Origin of the sequence: Bradyrhizobium sp. (genome assembly GCF_035309285.1) — a bacterium.
Lineage (GTDB): Bacteria > Pseudomonadota > Alphaproteobacteria > Rhizobiales > Xanthobacteraceae > Bradyrhizobium.
In genome coordinates, this window is the sequence record NZ_DATGFH010000008.1 from 39,655 (window position 1) to 56,078 (window position 16,424).

At 59.9% G+C, this 16,424-nt stretch carries 13 protein-coding genes and 2 pseudogenes; 4 read left to right on the top strand and 11 right to left on the bottom strand.

Features of this window, described 5'->3' with window-relative positions:
- Positions 1-11 precede the first annotated feature (11 nt).
- Positions 12-1,052, top strand: coding sequence for a medium chain dehydrogenase/reductase family protein (locus tag VKR55_RS02840; RefSeq protein ID WP_324399457.1), 1,041 nt, complete (start codon positions 12-14; stop codon positions 1,050-1,052).
- Between the two features lie 142 nt (positions 1,053-1,194).
- A complete protein-coding gene (locus VKR55_RS02845) occupies positions 1,195-2,385 on the top strand; it encodes a serine hydrolase domain-containing protein (protein WP_324399459.1) in 1,191 nt (396 codons plus the stop codon).
- Between the two features lie 121 nt (positions 2,386-2,506).
- Here the strand turns inward: VKR55_RS02845 and VKR55_RS02850 are convergent, their stop codons facing one another.
- From VKR55_RS02850 to VKR55_RS02880, 7 genes and pseudogenes are all read right to left on the bottom strand, one after another.
- Positions 2,507-2,827, bottom strand: coding sequence for a c-type cytochrome (locus tag VKR55_RS02850; RefSeq protein ID WP_324399461.1), 321 nt, complete (start codon positions 2,825-2,827; stop codon positions 2,507-2,509).
- A gap of 129 nt (positions 2,828-2,956) precedes the next feature.
- Positions 2,957-4,552 (bottom strand): MBL fold metallo-hydrolase, encoded by a 1,596-nt coding sequence (locus VKR55_RS02855; RefSeq protein WP_324399462.1) that lies wholly within the window; start codon positions 4,550-4,552, stop codon positions 2,957-2,959.
- On the bottom strand, positions 4,549-5,469 hold the full coding sequence (locus tag VKR55_RS02860) for a ribose-phosphate diphosphokinase (RefSeq protein ID WP_324399464.1): 921 nt from the start codon (positions 5,467-5,469) through the stop codon (positions 4,549-4,551). Before VKR55_RS02860 ends, VKR55_RS02855 begins: the two co-directional genes overlap by 4 nt.
- Positions 5,466-6,935 (bottom strand): annotated as a pseudogene (locus VKR55_RS02865) (thymidine phosphorylase family protein). The gene VKR55_RS02860 and the pseudogene VKR55_RS02865 overlap by 4 nt, the downstream one beginning before the upstream one ends.
- Positions 6,936-7,099: 164 nt before the next feature.
- Positions 7,100-7,483: a DUF302 domain-containing protein gene (locus VKR55_RS02870; RefSeq protein ID WP_324399466.1), complete on the bottom strand. Its 384-nt coding sequence runs from the start codon at positions 7,481-7,483 to the stop codon at positions 7,100-7,102.
- 160 nt (positions 7,484-7,643) lie between these two features.
- Complete coding sequence (locus tag VKR55_RS02875) at positions 7,644-8,840, bottom strand: MFS transporter (RefSeq protein ID WP_324399468.1); 1,197 nt, start codon at positions 8,838-8,840, stop codon at positions 7,644-7,646.
- Positions 8,841-8,971: 131 nt separating this feature from the next.
- Complete coding sequence (locus VKR55_RS02880; RefSeq protein ID WP_324399469.1) at positions 8,972-9,817, bottom strand: universal stress protein; 846 nt, start codon at positions 9,815-9,817, stop codon at positions 8,972-8,974.
- A gap of 205 nt (positions 9,818-10,022) precedes the next feature.
- Between VKR55_RS02880 and VKR55_RS02885 the strand changes: the two genes are divergently transcribed.
- Positions 10,023-10,265, top strand: coding sequence for a hypothetical protein (locus VKR55_RS02885; protein ID WP_324399470.1), 243 nt, complete (start codon positions 10,023-10,025; stop codon positions 10,263-10,265).
- Between the two features lie 685 nt (positions 10,266-10,950).
- Here VKR55_RS02885 and VKR55_RS02890 read toward each other — a convergent pair.
- Positions 10,951-11,322 (bottom strand): annotated as a pseudogene (locus VKR55_RS02890) (CBS domain-containing protein); the annotation flags it as partial.
- 61 nt (positions 11,323-11,383) lie between these two features.
- Positions 11,384-11,896, bottom strand: coding sequence for a Spy/CpxP family protein refolding chaperone (locus VKR55_RS02895; protein WP_324399471.1), 513 nt, complete (start codon positions 11,894-11,896; stop codon positions 11,384-11,386).
- Between the two features lie 1,466 nt (positions 11,897-13,362).
- On the opposite strand from VKR55_RS02895, the gene VKR55_RS02900 reads away from it, so the two are divergent.
- Positions 13,363-13,545, top strand: coding sequence for a hypothetical protein (locus tag VKR55_RS02900; protein ID WP_324399472.1), 183 nt, complete (start codon positions 13,363-13,365; stop codon positions 13,543-13,545).
- 300 nt (positions 13,546-13,845) lie between these two features.
- Here the strand turns inward: VKR55_RS02900 and VKR55_RS02905 are convergent, their stop codons facing one another.
- Positions 13,846-14,517: a phytoene desaturase family protein gene (locus VKR55_RS02905; protein ID WP_324399474.1), complete on the bottom strand. Its 672-nt coding sequence runs from the start codon at positions 14,515-14,517 to the stop codon at positions 13,846-13,848.
- A gap of 170 nt (positions 14,518-14,687) precedes the next feature.
- Positions 14,688-16,391, bottom strand: a complete 1,704-nt coding sequence (gene glgP / locus VKR55_RS02910) for an alpha-glucan family phosphorylase (protein WP_324399476.1) — start codon at positions 16,389-16,391, stop codon at positions 14,688-14,690.
- Between the last annotated feature and the right edge of the window lie 33 nt (positions 16,392-16,424).

Below are 16,424 nucleotides of genomic sequence, written 5' to 3' on the forward strand. Positions count from 1 at the left end.
GGAGACCGCTCATGGGAGAGCCGCGCAACCGGGTCGTTCAACTCAGGCGCTTCGGCAGCCCCGACGAACTCGAGGTGGTCGAGAGTCCGCTGCCGACCGCCGGCCGCGGCGAGGTGCGGGTCCGCGTGCTCGCGTCGGGACTTGAGTACACGGACGTAACAATTCGGCGCCACCTTTACCCGCAAACTTCCGCTCGCCGGCCGCCGTTCGCTATGGGCTATGATGTCGTCGGCGAAATTGATCAGGTCGGCGAAGGCGTGAGCGGCTTTCAGCTTGGAGATCGCGTGGCTGATATGACGGTACTCGGGTCGAACACCGCCTACCGCACGCTCCGGGCCAGCGATCTCACTCGCGTGCCCGCGGGTGTGGACGCAGCAGAGGCCGCTGCGCTGATCTTGAGCTGGACGACTGCATACCAACTCCTGCATCGCGCCGCCCGGGTGCAACGAGGTCAGCGCGTGCTCGTGCATGGAGCCGCAGGCGCAGTTGGCCAGGCGCTGCTCACGCTGGGCAGGATGGCCGGGCTTGAGGTGTGGGGCGCCGCGCGCGGCGAGCATGCTGCGCTGATTCGCGAGCTCGGCGCCACGCCGATCGACTACCAGCGCGAAGATTTCACACGTCTTGTGCCCGGTGGATTCGACGTCGTGTTCGATGGCATCGGCGAGGACGGCTATCGCCGTTCGTTCGAGGCGCTCAAGCGCGGCGGCCTGCTCTGTGCGTATGGCTACTCGGCGGGGGTGCAAGCGCAGCTTGGCATGATCACCATGTTGATGTGGATTGGGCGCTTGTATCTGTGGAGGTGGTTGCCCGGCGGCAAGCGCGCCCGCTTCTACTCGATCAATGCGATGCGCGCGCGACACCCTGGTTGGTTCCGGGAGGACCTGACGAGGCTCTTTGAGCTGTTAGCGACCCGCGCCATCCGGCCGCGCGTTGCCGAGCGGATTTCTTTCGATGAGGTCGCTGAGGCACATCGCCGTCTCGAAGCGGGCGGTCTCGAGGGTAAGCTCGTCTTGTGCCCGGCCTCGGAGCATCGTGCCAAGTCGCCAGGGTGAACGGTGTCAGTTGCCAATCTCGCACGAAGCGTCGGTCGGCAAGTTCGAGGCGATTGCGACGGACGACTCAGTCTCGCTGTCATCCGAGGGGCCGTCATTGCAGTAGCACCCACCGTCTCTATGACCAGGAAAGATCACGCAGATGGTAAACGCCCGAAACAGTAGCATCCACGGGCACGTCAGCAAGGGCTTTGAGGCTGTTCGCGAGGCCTTCGTCGAAAACTTCTCCAGCAGAAGAGAATTGGGAGCCGCATGCTGCGTGTACCGTAACGGAGAGAAGGTTGTCGATCTCTGGGGCGGGATTCGCAACAAGGCGACCGGCGAGCAGTGGCAGGAGGACACTATGACCATTGTGCACTCCGCAACTAAGGGACTGGCGGCGATGACGCTTGCGCTTGCGCATTCCCGAGGTTGGCTCGACTACGAAGAACGCGTGTGCACCTACTGGCCGGAGTTTGCCCAGCGCGGCAAGGAGACGATCACCATCCGCCAGCTCCTGGCCCACCAGGCCGGGCTGTTTGCGTTTGACGAACCGGTTAGTCGAGAGCTCGTTGCCGATCTTGACCGGTTAGCTCTTGTGCTCGCTCGCCAAGCACCCGCCTGGAGGCCGGGCACTCGCCAAGCCTATCACGCGATCAGCCTTGGGTTTTACGAAGGCGAATTGCTCCGGCGAATCGATCCGCTGCACCGCAGTCTCGGACAGTTCTTTCAGGACGAGATTGCCTCACCGCTGGGGCTCGACACCTACATTCGCGTGCCGGAGGAAATTCCCAATTCGAGATTTGCAATTCTCGACAGTCCAAGCGTGCTTGCGCGGGTATTGGGTTTTCCGATCCGGCTAACTTTCGCAACGCTTTACCCTCGCTCGAACATCTACCGAGCGCTTATAACAAACCCAAGCGCTGCAATATGTAATGACCCGCAGCGCGTTTATTCGCGCAACCTCGAAGTAGCATCGGGCGGCGGCGTCGGTACGGCGCGAGCGATTGCACGTGCCTACAGTGTGTTTGCGGCCGGCGGTAAGGAACTGCAGCTGCGCCCCGAAACGCTCCGGCTGTTGATGGCTCCGGCGATCCCCGCTGAGCATGGCTTCTATGATGAGTGCATGAAAGCGGAGATGCAATTCTCGCTTGGCTTCTGCAAGCCGGGTCCGATTGCGCTTTTCGGGCATCCCGGCTCGTTCGGGCATCCAGGAGCGGGCGGTTCGTTTGCTTTTGCCGACCCGCTAGCTGGAATCGGATATGCGTATGTCACCAATCGCATGGGCACCAAATTGCCGTTTGATCCGCGAGACGCAGCGCTGAGAGCGGCGATCCCAGCGATCGAAATTTGATTCCAGAGAATGCAAACGGCTGCCAGAGGTCGTGGTCAAGGTGGGTTTGGATGCTTAAGCGGGTGCCAGGCTGATTAGGTGCCGGTCTCTTGGAAAATCCCGATCATGCCGCATTTTCTCCCTAGTGTTCGAGCGTCTTGATGAACGAAAGCAGGTCGTGAATCTGGTCCGGCTCGAGCTGAAACACCGGCATGGTCGGGTCCCCAGTTTCGATGCCCTCGGCCAGCGCCTCGCCCAGGTATTCAATTGGATAGCGATTGTGCAGGGTGCGAAATGGCGGCGCGATCTTGAGCGGACTCTGGCTGACACGATCTATCGAATGACACCTTGCGCAGTTGTGACGCGCGAATATTTTGCCGCGCTGTGCGGCGGGTGAGGTGGCCAGGGCAGGTGTCGTAAGCGTCAGGGTGACGATCGTGTGGAGGGCCATGGATCTCAGCATTGGTGCAGTCTCATCAAAAAAGTCGACTCTGGACGTCGCGACCTCACTATCGTGGCGCAGCACGTTTCGTCGGTTGATTTGAGTCAATCCTTCGAGCTTCTTCCCGGCATCCGCTTGCGGTTACGTTGTTCACGCCTGTTCGAGGGCCCTTCGCAGTCTCCGTATGATCACGCCACGCGCCCGATCGTCCGCCGCTGCCTCCATTTGTTCATCGATATCGAGAAGCAGCCTGGACATGTCGTTGTGCCAGTCGAGATTGACGACGGCATCGGCGGCAAGCCTGCGCCGATGCACGACGTCGAGAGGTGTCGGTGCGGCCGTGGAAAGCTCATAAATGTCATCGAGCACCGGATTGAAAATTCTGGCCGCCGGAATTGTTCGCTCGGCTATCCGTTCGACGAGACCTTTGAGCGCGGGCTCCTCGCCGTGAGTGATGAACAGGCCACGATGAATCGGTCGCCGCGAGGCAATCCAGCGAGCCAATTCGGGGCCGTCGGCATGGCCGGAATATTCGTCGAAATATCTTATTCGCGCAGCGACCTTGAGTTCCTCGCCCTGTATCCGCACCGCCTTTGCACCATCGTGGAGAAAACGCCCAAGCGTGCCCTGCGCCTGGAAGCCGACTAGCAACACTGTGGCTTCGCGTCGCCACAGCCAGCGCTTCAAATGATGCCGGATGCGACCTGCCTCGCACATGCCGCTCGCCGCGATGATGATGTGAAAGCCGGACAGCCTGGCGATCGACTTGCTCTCGTCGACGGTCTCCGTGAATCGCAGTTGCGGCGAGGCCAGGAGCCGATCCAGGTCGATCTCCGCATCGAAGCTTGCTGCGTGTCTGCGAAACACCTCAGTCGCGCGGATCGCCAGAGGAGAGTCGAGAAAGATCGGCGCGGTCGGTATCTCCCGCCGTTCCATCAGGTAGACAAGATCGACAATCAGCTCTTGCGTTCGTTCAACGGCAAAGGCCGGGATAAGCAGCGCGCCGTCGGCGGCCGCGGCGTCGCGTACTTCCTGTGCGAGGTGAGCGCGCCTGAGCGAGGCCGTTGTCGATGGGCGGTCACTGTCGCCGTAAGTAGACTCTGAAATCACGTAGTCGAAGCCGGCGGGAGCCTCCGGACCCGGCTCGAGTAACTTGGCGTCCGGTCCGAGATCGCCTGATACCAGGATGCGCAATGGCATTCCGCCTCCGGCCTGGCCGGCAAATTCGATCTCGATCGAGGCAGAGCCAAGCAGATGGCCAGCATTCCAGAAACGGGCGCGGGCGCCTGGCATCGCTTCGAACCATGTCTGGTATTCGACCGGCCGAAAAGCATCCAGCGTAGCGATTGCGTCGGCCTGCGTGTAGATCGGATTTACTTCGGCGCGACCGCGGGCTGTATTTCGCCGATTTAGCGCGGCGACCTCCGCCTCTTGTATGTTTCCTGCATCGGGAAGCATGTACGAGCAAAGGTCTATGGTGCCGCGCGTTGCCATGATGGGGCCTGCAAACCCCTCGCGCTTAAGCTTCGGCAACAGGCCGCTGTGGTCGATATGCGCGTGTGTCAGCAACACCGCGTCAATCTCCTCCGCACGAAACGGAAACGAGGTATAGTTCAGTGCCTTCAGCGTTTTCGGTCCCTGAAACAGGCCGCAATCAACCAGCAGGCGCCCTGTGGGCGTGCTGAAAAGGTAGCAGGAACCGGTGACCGTGCGGGCTGCGCCGCAAAACTGGACGGTGGTGCTCACGGTCTATGCTCCGCCATCGATGGCCCGACCACCTCTCGCCGCAACGCGTCGACGAGAATATCATCCAGCGCAATGGCGTTGGTCGGATGGGGCACGCTGTTGGTGGATCGCAGCGAGCGAATGCCGGCGCGACTGAACTCATTCAACAGCTTCGGCGGAAACAGCGCATGAATCACCACCGCATTGATCGAGCTCGCGCCGGACGATGCAAGTGCCTCAGCGCAGGCGATAAGCGTACCGCCCGAGGAAGCGATATCGTCAATGATGAGCACCGAACGACGCAGAAGCCGTGCGGGATCGGAGAAGACGATCTGCACCGAGCGATCGCTGCTACGGATCTTCTCGCCGACGGCATGGGCCAGCCCGAGCCGGTCGGCTAGATCGCTCACCCAGCGCCGGGATTCTGTGTCGGGGCCGACGACAAGAGTAGTGGGGTCGAGCGCATCGGCGCGAAGCTTCGATTCGATCGCCGGCGCCGCGGACAGATTGTCGGTCTCAATTTCAGGGAATACGTGGTGCAAGGTTGCAGTGCGGTGCAGGTGCGCCTCCACCGTGATCACACGGTCGAAGATGTTCGCGACGAGATCACCCACGGCGCGCTGACTGATGGCTTCGCCCGAGTGGAAGGCGGCGTCTTGACGCATATAGCCGAGATACGGCGCTACCAGCACCAGCCGTCTGGCTCCTCCACGCCGCAATGCTTCTGCTGCAAACAACAGCGCGATCAGCTTTTCGTTCGGATCATGGAGCGAGCAGCAAATGATGGTCGTCGGTGCGGCCGGCCCGATGGTAACGCGCAACTCTCTGTCAGGAAATCGGTGCAAGGCAATTTCATGCCCGGGAACGCCAAGCCGCTCCGTGAGCTTCCGGCCAGTGCCGGCGGAGGCCGGCATCCACTGGATCGCGGCGCACGTCATGGTCTCATCCCGGCAGGGCAGCCGCGACCATCGATCCGATAGCCGCGATCGCTCCGAGCCATCGTGAACGCAAGCTCAAACTGGGACGGTTCAAACGCGTGAATGCGGTAAAGTGGCTCGCCTTGATCAACATGGTCGCCGATTTTCTTGAACAGCTTGATCCCCGCTCCCTTGTCCAGGGGCGCGCCAGCGGTGCGCGCCAACCGGTTGAGGCGCAAGCAATCGATGGTAGATACTACGCCATCGCGGTCGGCGCGAATGTCGGCCGTCAAGGGGCCAACTTCGGATCGATACGACGTGGACCCTTGAGCTTCGATGATCTTCTGCATCTGTCGAAGTGCGGCGCCGCTTTCGAGCAGTTCGCGCGCGCGGGCATAGCCGGCGCCGCCCCGCAGAGCCGGGTCACGTTCCAGAAGATGGGCGGCAAGCCTCAATGACTTTTCCAGCAGATCGCGCGGCGCGAGAGGTTCGTTGGCAAGCACCGCCATGACATCCTGGGCTTCGAGCGCCGGGCCTATGCCGCTACCTATCGGCTGGCGGCCATCGGTCGTCACCACCTCCGTTTCAAGGCCAAACTGATCACCGACGAATTCGAACAGCTTGCGGAGCCGCATTGCTTCCGACGCATTCGTGAGTTTTGCATTCGGTCCGACCGGAAGATCGATGAGAAGATGGGTCGACCCTGCCGCGAGCTTCTTCGACAGGATGGATGCAACCATTTGCTCGTGAGTGTCGAGCGAGAGCGGTCGTTCGACGCCGATCAAAATATCATCGGCCGGCGACAGGTTGACATGACCTCCCCAAACGACGCAGCCGTTGCAAGCAGCGACGACCTCCTTCATGGCCTCCACGCTGAGGTCGACTCGCGCCAGGACCTCCATCGTATCGGCCGTTCCGGCAGGCGAAGTGATCGCGCGAGATGAGGTCTTCGGGATGGTCAGGCCATGCGCCGCCACGATCGGCACGACGATCATGGAGGTACGATTGCCGGGAATGCCGCCAATGCAATGCTTGTCGACGACGACGTCTGCGTTCCATTTGAGCTGCGTGCCCGCTTTGGACATTGCGCCGGTGAGCGCGAGTAATTCTCCCGATGTCATGAAACCGGCCGAGCTGACCAGGAACGCGGCGATTTCCATGTCTGAATAACGATAGTGCGCGAGGTCATCTACGATTGCGTGGATGTCGGAAGCCCCAAGCGTCCGTCCCTAAATCTTTGCGCGCACGGCGTCCAGGCTTGCCGGGGACGGTGCGGGCGTGACCGAGACGTAAGTGCCGATCGGTTCTGCAAAGCGGTGGAAGGCAGGCTCCGCCAGCCCCAGCTCGTTTGGCCCCACCAGATCATCATCGTCGGTTAGCAGGACGGTCGCCAACAGCACTTTCGAGTTGCTGCGCAACTCGACCCTGCTGAAGCCGCGAAACACTTCCGGACGCAGGGCCGTCGAGTGTCGCGAAATTACGGCCACGTTTTCGCGCCCGGTATCGAGATTGACGCGGCGTGATTTTGAGCTGGTGGCGGGTCGGCGTTATCTCGGTCATAGCCGTGGAATCCAGTCGCGGATACAACAGGATACCGGCATCGCCGTGGACCATATTGACCCAAATCATTTCCCTTGCCGGAGAGCCGGACTCAGATCGCCTGAACGGCTGCCTTGAGCTCGTCCCGAACTTTGACAGCGATGGCTTCAAGCGCCGGATTTTGAATTGCCTGCATGGAAGCAACCGGGTCCACGGCGGCGACTTCAGTGTTGCCACCAACTTCCTGGACAACGACGTTGCATGGCAGCATCGTGCCAATCTTGTCTTCGGCCTGGAGCGCCTGATGGGCCATCTTTGGATTGCAGGCGCCGAGGATCACATAAGGATGAAAGTCGACTCCAATTTTGTCCTTCAGGACGGATTGAACATCGATCCTTGTCAATATACCGAACCCGCGCGACTTCAGGGCGTCGATTGCTCTCTCCACAGCATCGGAAAGGGGCACGTTCAGGGATTTCGAGAAGTAATAGGACATGTCTGCTGCTCTCCTTGGACGTTCGTCTGGGCTAGATGATTGCGTCTAACGTCACTTTCAGGATTGACCTGCATCAAGCCGCAGATGGCCGAAATCGGCCCTCACCAAGGCGGCGATGAACCGTTCCGCCGTCGGCATCGTCGAAAAAATGACTGAGGATTTATCGCCGCAGGACCATCACGGTTCCGACAAGCCCGATCGCGGTGAATGCTGCGCCGGCCATAAAGGTGGCGTATGGGCCGATCACCTCCCACAATGCGCCCGCTATCAGGCTCGCCAGCAACAGCGCCATTCCACTCACGAAGTTGAACAATCCGAACGCGGTTGCACGCAAATTTGTCGGCGCTTCGTCGGCCACCAGAGCCGACAGCAGACCCTGTGTCATTCCCATGTGCAGGCCCCAGAGCGCAACGCCGGCCATGACCGCAGGGAGATTGGGGGCGATGGCGAGAACGGTGTCGGCTGCGACCAGGATTGCAAAGCCGAACGCAAGCATCAGTTTGCGATCAATCCGGTCGGACAGGGCGCCAAGCGGATAGGCCGAAAACGCATAGACGATATTCATGATGACCAGGACAAGGGGTGCCAGCGCGAGCGAGAGCCCTAAAGTCTGCGCGCGCAGGATCAGAAAGGCCTCACTGAAGCGCGCGAGCGTTAGAACGGCGCCGATACCGACCACGATCCAGTACGCGGTGCCGATGCTTCTGAGGTCACCGAGCTTCAAGGGCGCCTGCGCTGCTCCGCCCTCGTGCGGCGGCTCGCGCACCCCGACCAAGAGCACGAGCACCGAGAGCAGACCAGGTATCAAGGCAAGCCAGAAGATCAGCCGAAAATTGTCATGCAGTGTCGCCATCAGGGCGATGGCGATGAGCGGTCCGGCGAAGGCACCGATGGTGTCGAGAGCCTGCCTTAGGCCGTAGGCTGCACCGCGCAGGCCGGCAGGCACCATGTCCCCTACCATGGCGTCGCGCGGAGCGCCACGTATGCCTTTGCCGATCCGGTCCGAAAATCGAGCGGCGAGCACCAGTGACGAGGTCGGCGCCAGGGCGAAGAGGGGTTTTGATAGGGCCGCCAGCCCATATCCGATGATCGCGAGCGCCTTGCGCTTGCCAAGCCTGTCGCTCACCCAGCCAGAGAACAGTTTTGAGATCGATGCTGTCGCCTCGCCAACACCTTCGATGAGGCCGATCATCTCAGTGCTCGCGCCGAGCACCGAGGTGAGGAACACCGGCAGCAGACCGTGGATCATCTCCGACGAGATATCCATGAACAGGCTGACGAAGCCCAGCGCCCAAATGCCGCCGGGCAGGCGGACAATCGATGATTGTCGTTCGGAGGGCACATCATCTTCGATCATGCGATTCGCACTCTATCACTTGCATGGTCGGAAATGCGTTCAGGATCAACGGAACGGCCTTTGCCAGGTCATCGTCCTCTGGTGAGTTCAGATACGGTCCGGATCTGGTATGCGCGCAGAGTGGCCTCGCCTCAATGAGACATCAGCGTCGGCACGGTCATCGTCCGCAGCATCGCACGGGTGACACCGCCCAAGATCCCTTCCTGCAGCCTGGAATGGCCGTAGGCTCCCATCACCAGCATGTCGAGCCCTTGATTGGCGGCGATCGAGAGAATGAGGGGCTGAATCTCGGCGCGTGAGGCCGGTAAATTGATGAGTCTCGTCGGTAGCCCGACATGTGCCAGATGCTTGGCAAGCCGCTCCGGCGAAGCCTCCGGTGGCACGCTGTCGGCGCCGTTGATTGAGATCGCGACCAGTGCATCAGCGTGAGCCAGGAAGGGCATGGCATCCTTGAGAGCGCGGGCGGCAAGGCGACTTCCGTCCCAACAGATGCCGATCCGTTTGGCCTTGAAGGCGCCGCGGAAAATGTAGGGTACAAACAGCACCGGACCACCAGCCTGCAACAGAATTTCCGTCGGGATAGTGTTGTCGAATGTTTGCAGGTCCGCCTCCGGTTGCAAAACAATCGCAAGGTCATGCAGTCGAGCTGCAGCACCGATTGAAGCGGCCGCATCTCCTGGGATATCCGTGATGGGTCGGCATTCGTAGGGGATCCCGGCATGGCGCGCTTCGGTTTCGAAGACCGATAGCGCCGTCGTAGCGCGCTCGGCGGCTCTTTCTTGCTCCCTTTCAAGGACGCCAGCAATGGCAGTGGCCGCCCCTCCGTCAAAGGGATAGGCGAGGGCGCCGGTCGATATGTAGCCGAGCGCTACAGCATCGAGATGCGCGCCGAAGGTTGCGGCTAGGGATATCGACGCGTCGATCGCGGGCCGCATTGGGCGCTCGGTTGGGATGTGAACCAGGATGTCCTTGATCATCAGTCGACCTCTTGCGTGTGAAGCATAGTTTCATCGGAAAGGACGCCGCGTTGACTTGAATCAAGGACTGGGCTGCGTAGTCGCCTATTTTTGTTCAAAGAGTTCGCGCATTGCGCCGACGAGGTGATTGGCATGATTGGCCGCTTTGAATTGAGTGCGGACCTGGAGCCGAGTTTGGCCGCTCGGCGAGCTATGAGGTAGCAGAATGACCCCGCTGCGCTGGAATTTCACCTTGCCGGAGCTTCAGGAGAAGCTCGACGGCCTCGTGGAAGGAGGGCTCTTTCAAATCTCAGCACGGGACTATGAGCGTCTGTTCGGATCCGACGACACGTGCGCTGCACGCCTGAGGCATTTTGCGAAAGGCCATGCCTGTGTTGTCAGCCATGCTGATGGCGCCATCCTGTTTCGCAAGAGATTGGAGCAGCGCGAAGACCGGTCGCCGCTGTGAGATCACCAAACAGGCTCTGGAGATGCACGACATCCCACACGCCCAAATCGACCGTCCTGACATGTACGAAAGAGGCTACCCAACGTATCCGCTCTATCGTCGGATGCCGCGCTTCAGCCTGACCGAGTGTTTCGACCGGCCAACTGAGAGGGCCGGTGGCAGCGCTTCCTAGCGGAGGCCATGGCGATCTTTCATATCGTGGTGAAACAATGCAGTCAGTCTTCTGGCGCTTGAAAGAACCCGAAGACGGCGACGAGAGTCACGGGATCGCTCAAGCTCGAATTCGATGAATCGCTGCTTCGAGAACGGACGGTCAGTGTCAGTGCGTGAGCTATTTTGCGAACCGAAGGTTCTTGAAAGCGTCGAGATCATGCTGGCCTCCTGAGTTGAGTTCACTGCTGGTAGGCGTGGGCAACGTCTCTGATATCGCAAGAAGGCCGCTTTCGAAATTCGGGTGGGTTGCTTAAGGGTATTTCCGAATGGCAGCGGCCCACTCGAGCTGCGGACAATCTGGCCCGTCAGGAATGCTGACGGATCAGGATGCGGCCTTTGCGAACCGTCCCGCCGGGGCGACCGGAAGACGCGCTTGGTGAAGCATTCCAATTCCGCCAGTTGCGCATCTGATGCGCACCGGCTGGTTCCGCCAGGCTCACATCAAGAGCGAGGCCTGCTACCGGCTGCTGTTGACCGGAATACGCTTGATCTTGTTGATCTCCATCAGAGACACGAGTTCCGGCAGCGGGGTATCCTCCCTGACCGTCACCGGCGCGGGCGTCATCGCTTCGGATACCCTGCGCCCATGCTCGCGGACATAATCCTCAGCAGAGCCGCCATAGCCGAGAAAGAAAGTCAGCAAACGACCGCGCTTGCGCGGCGTGCCGATCTCGTCCCGGCGAAGGAAGTGACCCTCTGACACGATGCCCACGACGCCGCCCGCCTTGTCTACCACCGGAAGCCCGCTCACATGATTCCGGAGCATAAGGTTTGCTGCTTCGACAATGGTAGTCTCCGGAGTGACCGAAATTACCTTGCGGGTCATGATGTGATGGGCGTGCATACAGGACTCCATGCCCTTGGCACGCTGGGAGTGCCACGAGGAGCAGTTTGATTTGTAGATCTCACCAGTAATTGCGTCGGTGCCACCATCCCCGTTCGGTGGGTGAATTCAACTTTGACTTCTGGTCTTCATCCAACGTCGCGTAAAATGCCTCAAGCGCGGGGCGCGTAGCGCGAATGGCTTGCAACATCGCATCCATTCGCTTTTCCATGGCCTCCGCGCGATCGATGATCGTACCGGGAATGTCCTGCTGACAGGCGGCACGCATCGTGTCGGCCGCCTTGACCGAGGCGGCCTTGAATTCCTCGAACTTCGCGCGCTGGCTGTCGGAAAGCTTGATGTCCTCTACAAGACGCTCCGTCCGCCGCTCGACGAAACCGCTGACTGCCGGGCCGCACGTGCCAAAGCCATGGCGCCCCATCATTGGACCGGCTCCCGTCATCATGCCCGGACCCATGAAGGCGCCGCCGGGACCAAAGGGTTGCGCTGCCGCCTCACCAAAAAGGCCGGCCATCGCGATGACCGATGCGATCGGCGCCACGCGGAATCTTATGGAGAAAAGCTTTCCGACCATTTGCCGCTCCATTGGCGAAAGATCCACGATATCTGATCGTGACGCTTTTCGAATTGATGTGGGTCAAGTCAGGCACACCGCCCGCACCGTCGTGAGAGACGCAACAGGCACCGCTTGCCAGGCGTACGGAACGGCTGAGAGGCGGTTGAAGATCAACAACAGGACGCATCCGGCGATGAGTCGCGAGGGTCGTGGCCTGCACGCCTTAGTGGTTCATAGGATAATTCTAGCCGCGGCCTGCGATCATTCGAACCAATTCGAATGCTGGATAACAGCGGTGACACCATTCAGAAACAGCAACAGGCACACGATACTTAGTTTCAGAGAAAGGTGTACGTTCTCGCTCATCGTCGTACTACTCCATCCTTCGGTCCATGAGGTCTAATCCGCTGACACCATGCCTTTCTTCGTCGTGACGCTGAAGTCCAACACAAGTGCCTCAATGTGAAGTTGACTTGAATCAATGAGGCCAAGGATTGGGCACGATCATTTTCAAATCGCGGGGCTTGCAGGAAGGTCCTGCGAGAGGGAGGTCGCCTTAAGGGGTGGCTTCTTTTTTATGACAACGGTGGCAGATGACCCCGACCGCCGTCCGAACGAGCTACCCCCCGTATTCGCCGATTGTCCAACTCACAGGGGCGACCGGTCTTGCTACCTTTACCGCACGGGATGGAGCAAGCCGTGAAGCACTCGCTGTTTTACATTGCGACCGCTGTGGCAGTGGGCCTTGCTGTATGGGCCATTTCGGGTGCGCCGCTACCGTCACATCCCGGTTCCCAAGTAGCGCACCACACGGTCATCGCGAAGCCCGGCCAATAGCCGCGCCACAAACGCAACGAGGGAACGGGTGAAGAAGCTCTGCTCAGCTTTTCAGGCAAGAAACTGACCCCTGAACCATAACACAGGTTAGCGCGAGGCCTTGGGGCAAACGGCATACTTAGGCCCTCTGATTTGGTCGCGACGCAGACTAGATCTTCGTACCTGGGAGCCGCTCCATGAACTACTGTGTGATAGTACGAGCGCGCGGCAAGGAGTTGGATCAATTGCGAGGGGTAGCATATCGCGTCTCTCGCGACGCGAAGACAGATTGGGTTGCCGAACCGAGAGACTCGGGAACGGCGTTTTGGTTTGAGAATGGCGACGCGAGAACTCGTTTTTGTGCGTTTTGCGTAAACGAAAGCGTCGCCTTCGCTACCGAGACTCTGGACCACTGAGGCCCACCTCGAACGAGCCGTCTCTCAGAGCGGACAACGGTTGCGACGACTTCCGCGCCGGGATCGAGCGCGCGACACTGCATGAAGAGCAGCACTTACGTGCGCTTCGCCGGCAGGAGGCGCGGAGCTGTTCGCGCGAGATTGAAGTCGGGAGAGGAACTGCCCACACGAGGCCCTCTAGGGGCAGTATTTCTACGGAGAAACCAATTTCGGTCGTGGAAGGTTAATCGTCCCGGATCAAGATCACTCGTCATGATGGGCATTGAAGACGATCATCAGGCTGAGGCGGAAGCGGCCATGGCGATGGCCGCTGCGGCCACCTGCGAGCTTGAGCGGCTGAATTGGGTGCGTGTCGCTCTGGCGTGGCGTGACCTAGCGCGCGATCAGAACCGCAGCTTAAACGCCGCGCTGGCCCGACGGTGTGCGACCCTCTGAGACGGATAACCTGGACTCTGCGTGCGGCGAGCGCGGCGCTGATATCAAGCCGGATTGATCAGCGGGAGGCGTTAGCGCAGCTCCTCTCGCGCCAAAGTCTGATAGCACTCGGCCATTTTTCAGGTAATCAACGCCCATCTTCGCGCCAGGTCCGATGTCGGCTAGCCGCCGACATTCCTCGGCGCGGCGACAAATTTCTGCGTCTGGCTGGTCCGTCGCACTCCGCCTCCGTCACAACCGAGTGTCGACCAACGCTAAACCACTTAGGCTCGAAGCTGACGGTATTTGAGAGGATGTCTGCTATTCCGCCGCTGTCGGAGCAGACATCAGGCGAACAGGCCAAAAATGACGCGGTTGCCCCTTGACGCGCGGGTTTTTCTCGCTACCGGGCTGCGCCCCCTCGCCGGAGCCGAAAAAGGATCTCAAGAGCTTGTTATGAAAGCGTTCGCCATAGTCGCGGATGCTCAAACCCGACCACCATCGCAGCAGCGGCATGTACCGCGCCACCCGCAAGAGCTCTAATCCCCTGCGAGGCCGCGGCTCGCTTGGATCCGGCATCGGGAAGTTGCTGAGCCGCCGAATCGTCGCGATCAGGTGACGGATTTCCGCAGCATCCTCCGGGGCCTGGTGCAGCAGCTCGGCTTCCAGCCGGTCGACATTCGAATAAATGCATAAGCGCTCGCCATGCTCGGTCTCCACTCGCGCAAATTCTTCGGGATAAGCGAACCTCAGTCTCTCAATGTCAAATACCTCCCGCCACTGAGCATTCAGCGCTCCTTTGGGACGGGCGCCTGTGAACCAATGAAGGCAGGTCTCGAATGTATAATCCGCCCTTCGCCAGCTGGTCGCCAGACCTCCGGGGCTGTCGTGCTGCTCAACGACTTCAACTTGATAGCCGCATCTTCGTGCATAAACCGCCGTGCAAAGTCCTGCGATACCGGCGCCAATGACGACAACACTTGGTGAAGACATGCGCATCTCCAAAGGTCGATTTCACCTCTGGCTTGAGTCTACCGGGGACCAAGAGATGTCGTTGACTCAAATCAATTGGAAAAATGTAAGCACTTCAGTTGTCCGACCGCTCATCGCTCTAGAAGGAAAACTGCCTTAGTTGTCGTTTCGTGAATGCCGCTTGTTGCGGCTCATCGAATGTACGCTTCGGTCGCATAGCGGCGCATCATGCGCGCGCTGTTGAAATAGGAACCGATCTTGCTGATGGACTGCTTCATCATCCAGATCCAGCGCGGCCTGTCTTCGTAGTAGAGCGGCAGCACGACTTGCTCGAGCTTGCGGTAAAGATCGTCGGTACCCCCGGCGGGCTTATCGGTGGTCCCACCATCGTTTCCGATTGCCCAACCCGTCACGCCTTCGATATGAGCTTCCAGCCACCAGCCATCCAGCACGCTCAAATTCAGGACGCCATTGAGCGCCGCTTTCATGCCGCTCGTGCCGGAGGCTTCCAACGGAGGCTGCGGCGTATTGAGCCAGACGTCCGCACCTGAAACCAGGCTCGCCGCGAGCCGAATGTCGTAATTGGGCAGAAACACAACCGGAATCGCATTTGCGATCTGACGAATGTGATGATTGATGGTCTCGATCAGACTTCGCCCCAACTCGTCGTTTGGGTGCGCAATTCCTGCGAACACGACCTGAAACGCGCGCTGACGCGCAATTGCGGTAATGCGGTCGAGATCGCTGAACAACAGGTCGGGGCGCTTATACTGCGTCATGCGCCGTGCGAAGGCGATCAGCGGCACATCGAGCCGCAACGAGGTGGCCGACCTATTCTTGATCTGTGCCAACAGATCGCTCTTCGCCTCTTCATGTGCATCCCAGACCGACTCATCAGAAAGTTGGTCTGCGCGCGTCAGGATTTCCGGCTCGTGGGCCCAGTGTGGAAAGTGCGACTGATACAGATTCGCAAAGCTGCGGTGGGTCCAGGTCGGCGCGTGCACCCCATTGGTGATGGCGCGCACGCGATAGCCGGGGAAAAGGTGACTCGTTGTTTCGGCATGGCGCTCGGAAACGCCGTTGATGCGCCCGCTGAGGTGCAGCGCCAGTTGGGTCATATTGAGATGATCCTGGCCGGCAAACCGTTTGATTTCGGTGATCTCGATGTAGTCGCCCAACAAGCGCTCAACCAACGGATAGGGAAACTTATCAAACGCGGCTTCGATCGGCGTATGAGTCGTAAAAATGCAATATTCGCGTACCCGTGCGTAATCGTACGGCGACTCTCCCGACGCAACATCCTCAGCCGGTTCACGGACGCGGCGAAGTAAGTGAAGCGTGAGAAGCGCGGCATGTCCTTCATTGAGATGATAGGTCTCGATGTTGAAACCAAGCGCCTGCAGTATGCGGGCGCCACCGATTCCGAGCACGATTTCCTGCTTGAGACGATAGGCTTCGTCACCGCCATACAGATGATCGGTGATCCGCCGGTTGTCAGGACTGTTCTGATCGAGGTCGGTGTCGAGCAGCAGCACCGGTATGCGGTAGCCGACTGGGCAGGTCAAACAAAAGAGCCACGGGCGGATCCACACCTCGCGTCCTTCGATTGACACCGCCACCATGGCTTCGAGAGGCTCCGTGAATTGCTCCGGAGTCCATGGATTGGGGCCCGTCAGCTGACGCCCTTGGGCATCGATTTCCTGACGAACATAGCCGGCCCGGCTGACCAAGCTCACGAAAACTATAGGAAGTTCTAGATCGGCAGCCGAGCGAGCGGTGTCGCCGGCGAGTACGCCAAGGCCGCCGGCATAGGTGTGCATTTCGGGCCGGAGCGCGATCTCCATCGAGAAATATGCGATGTGAGTGCGCCGCACAAATGGCTCAATAGAACTCATACAGTCCCGTCTCACCTTGCCCGCCAAACCTGC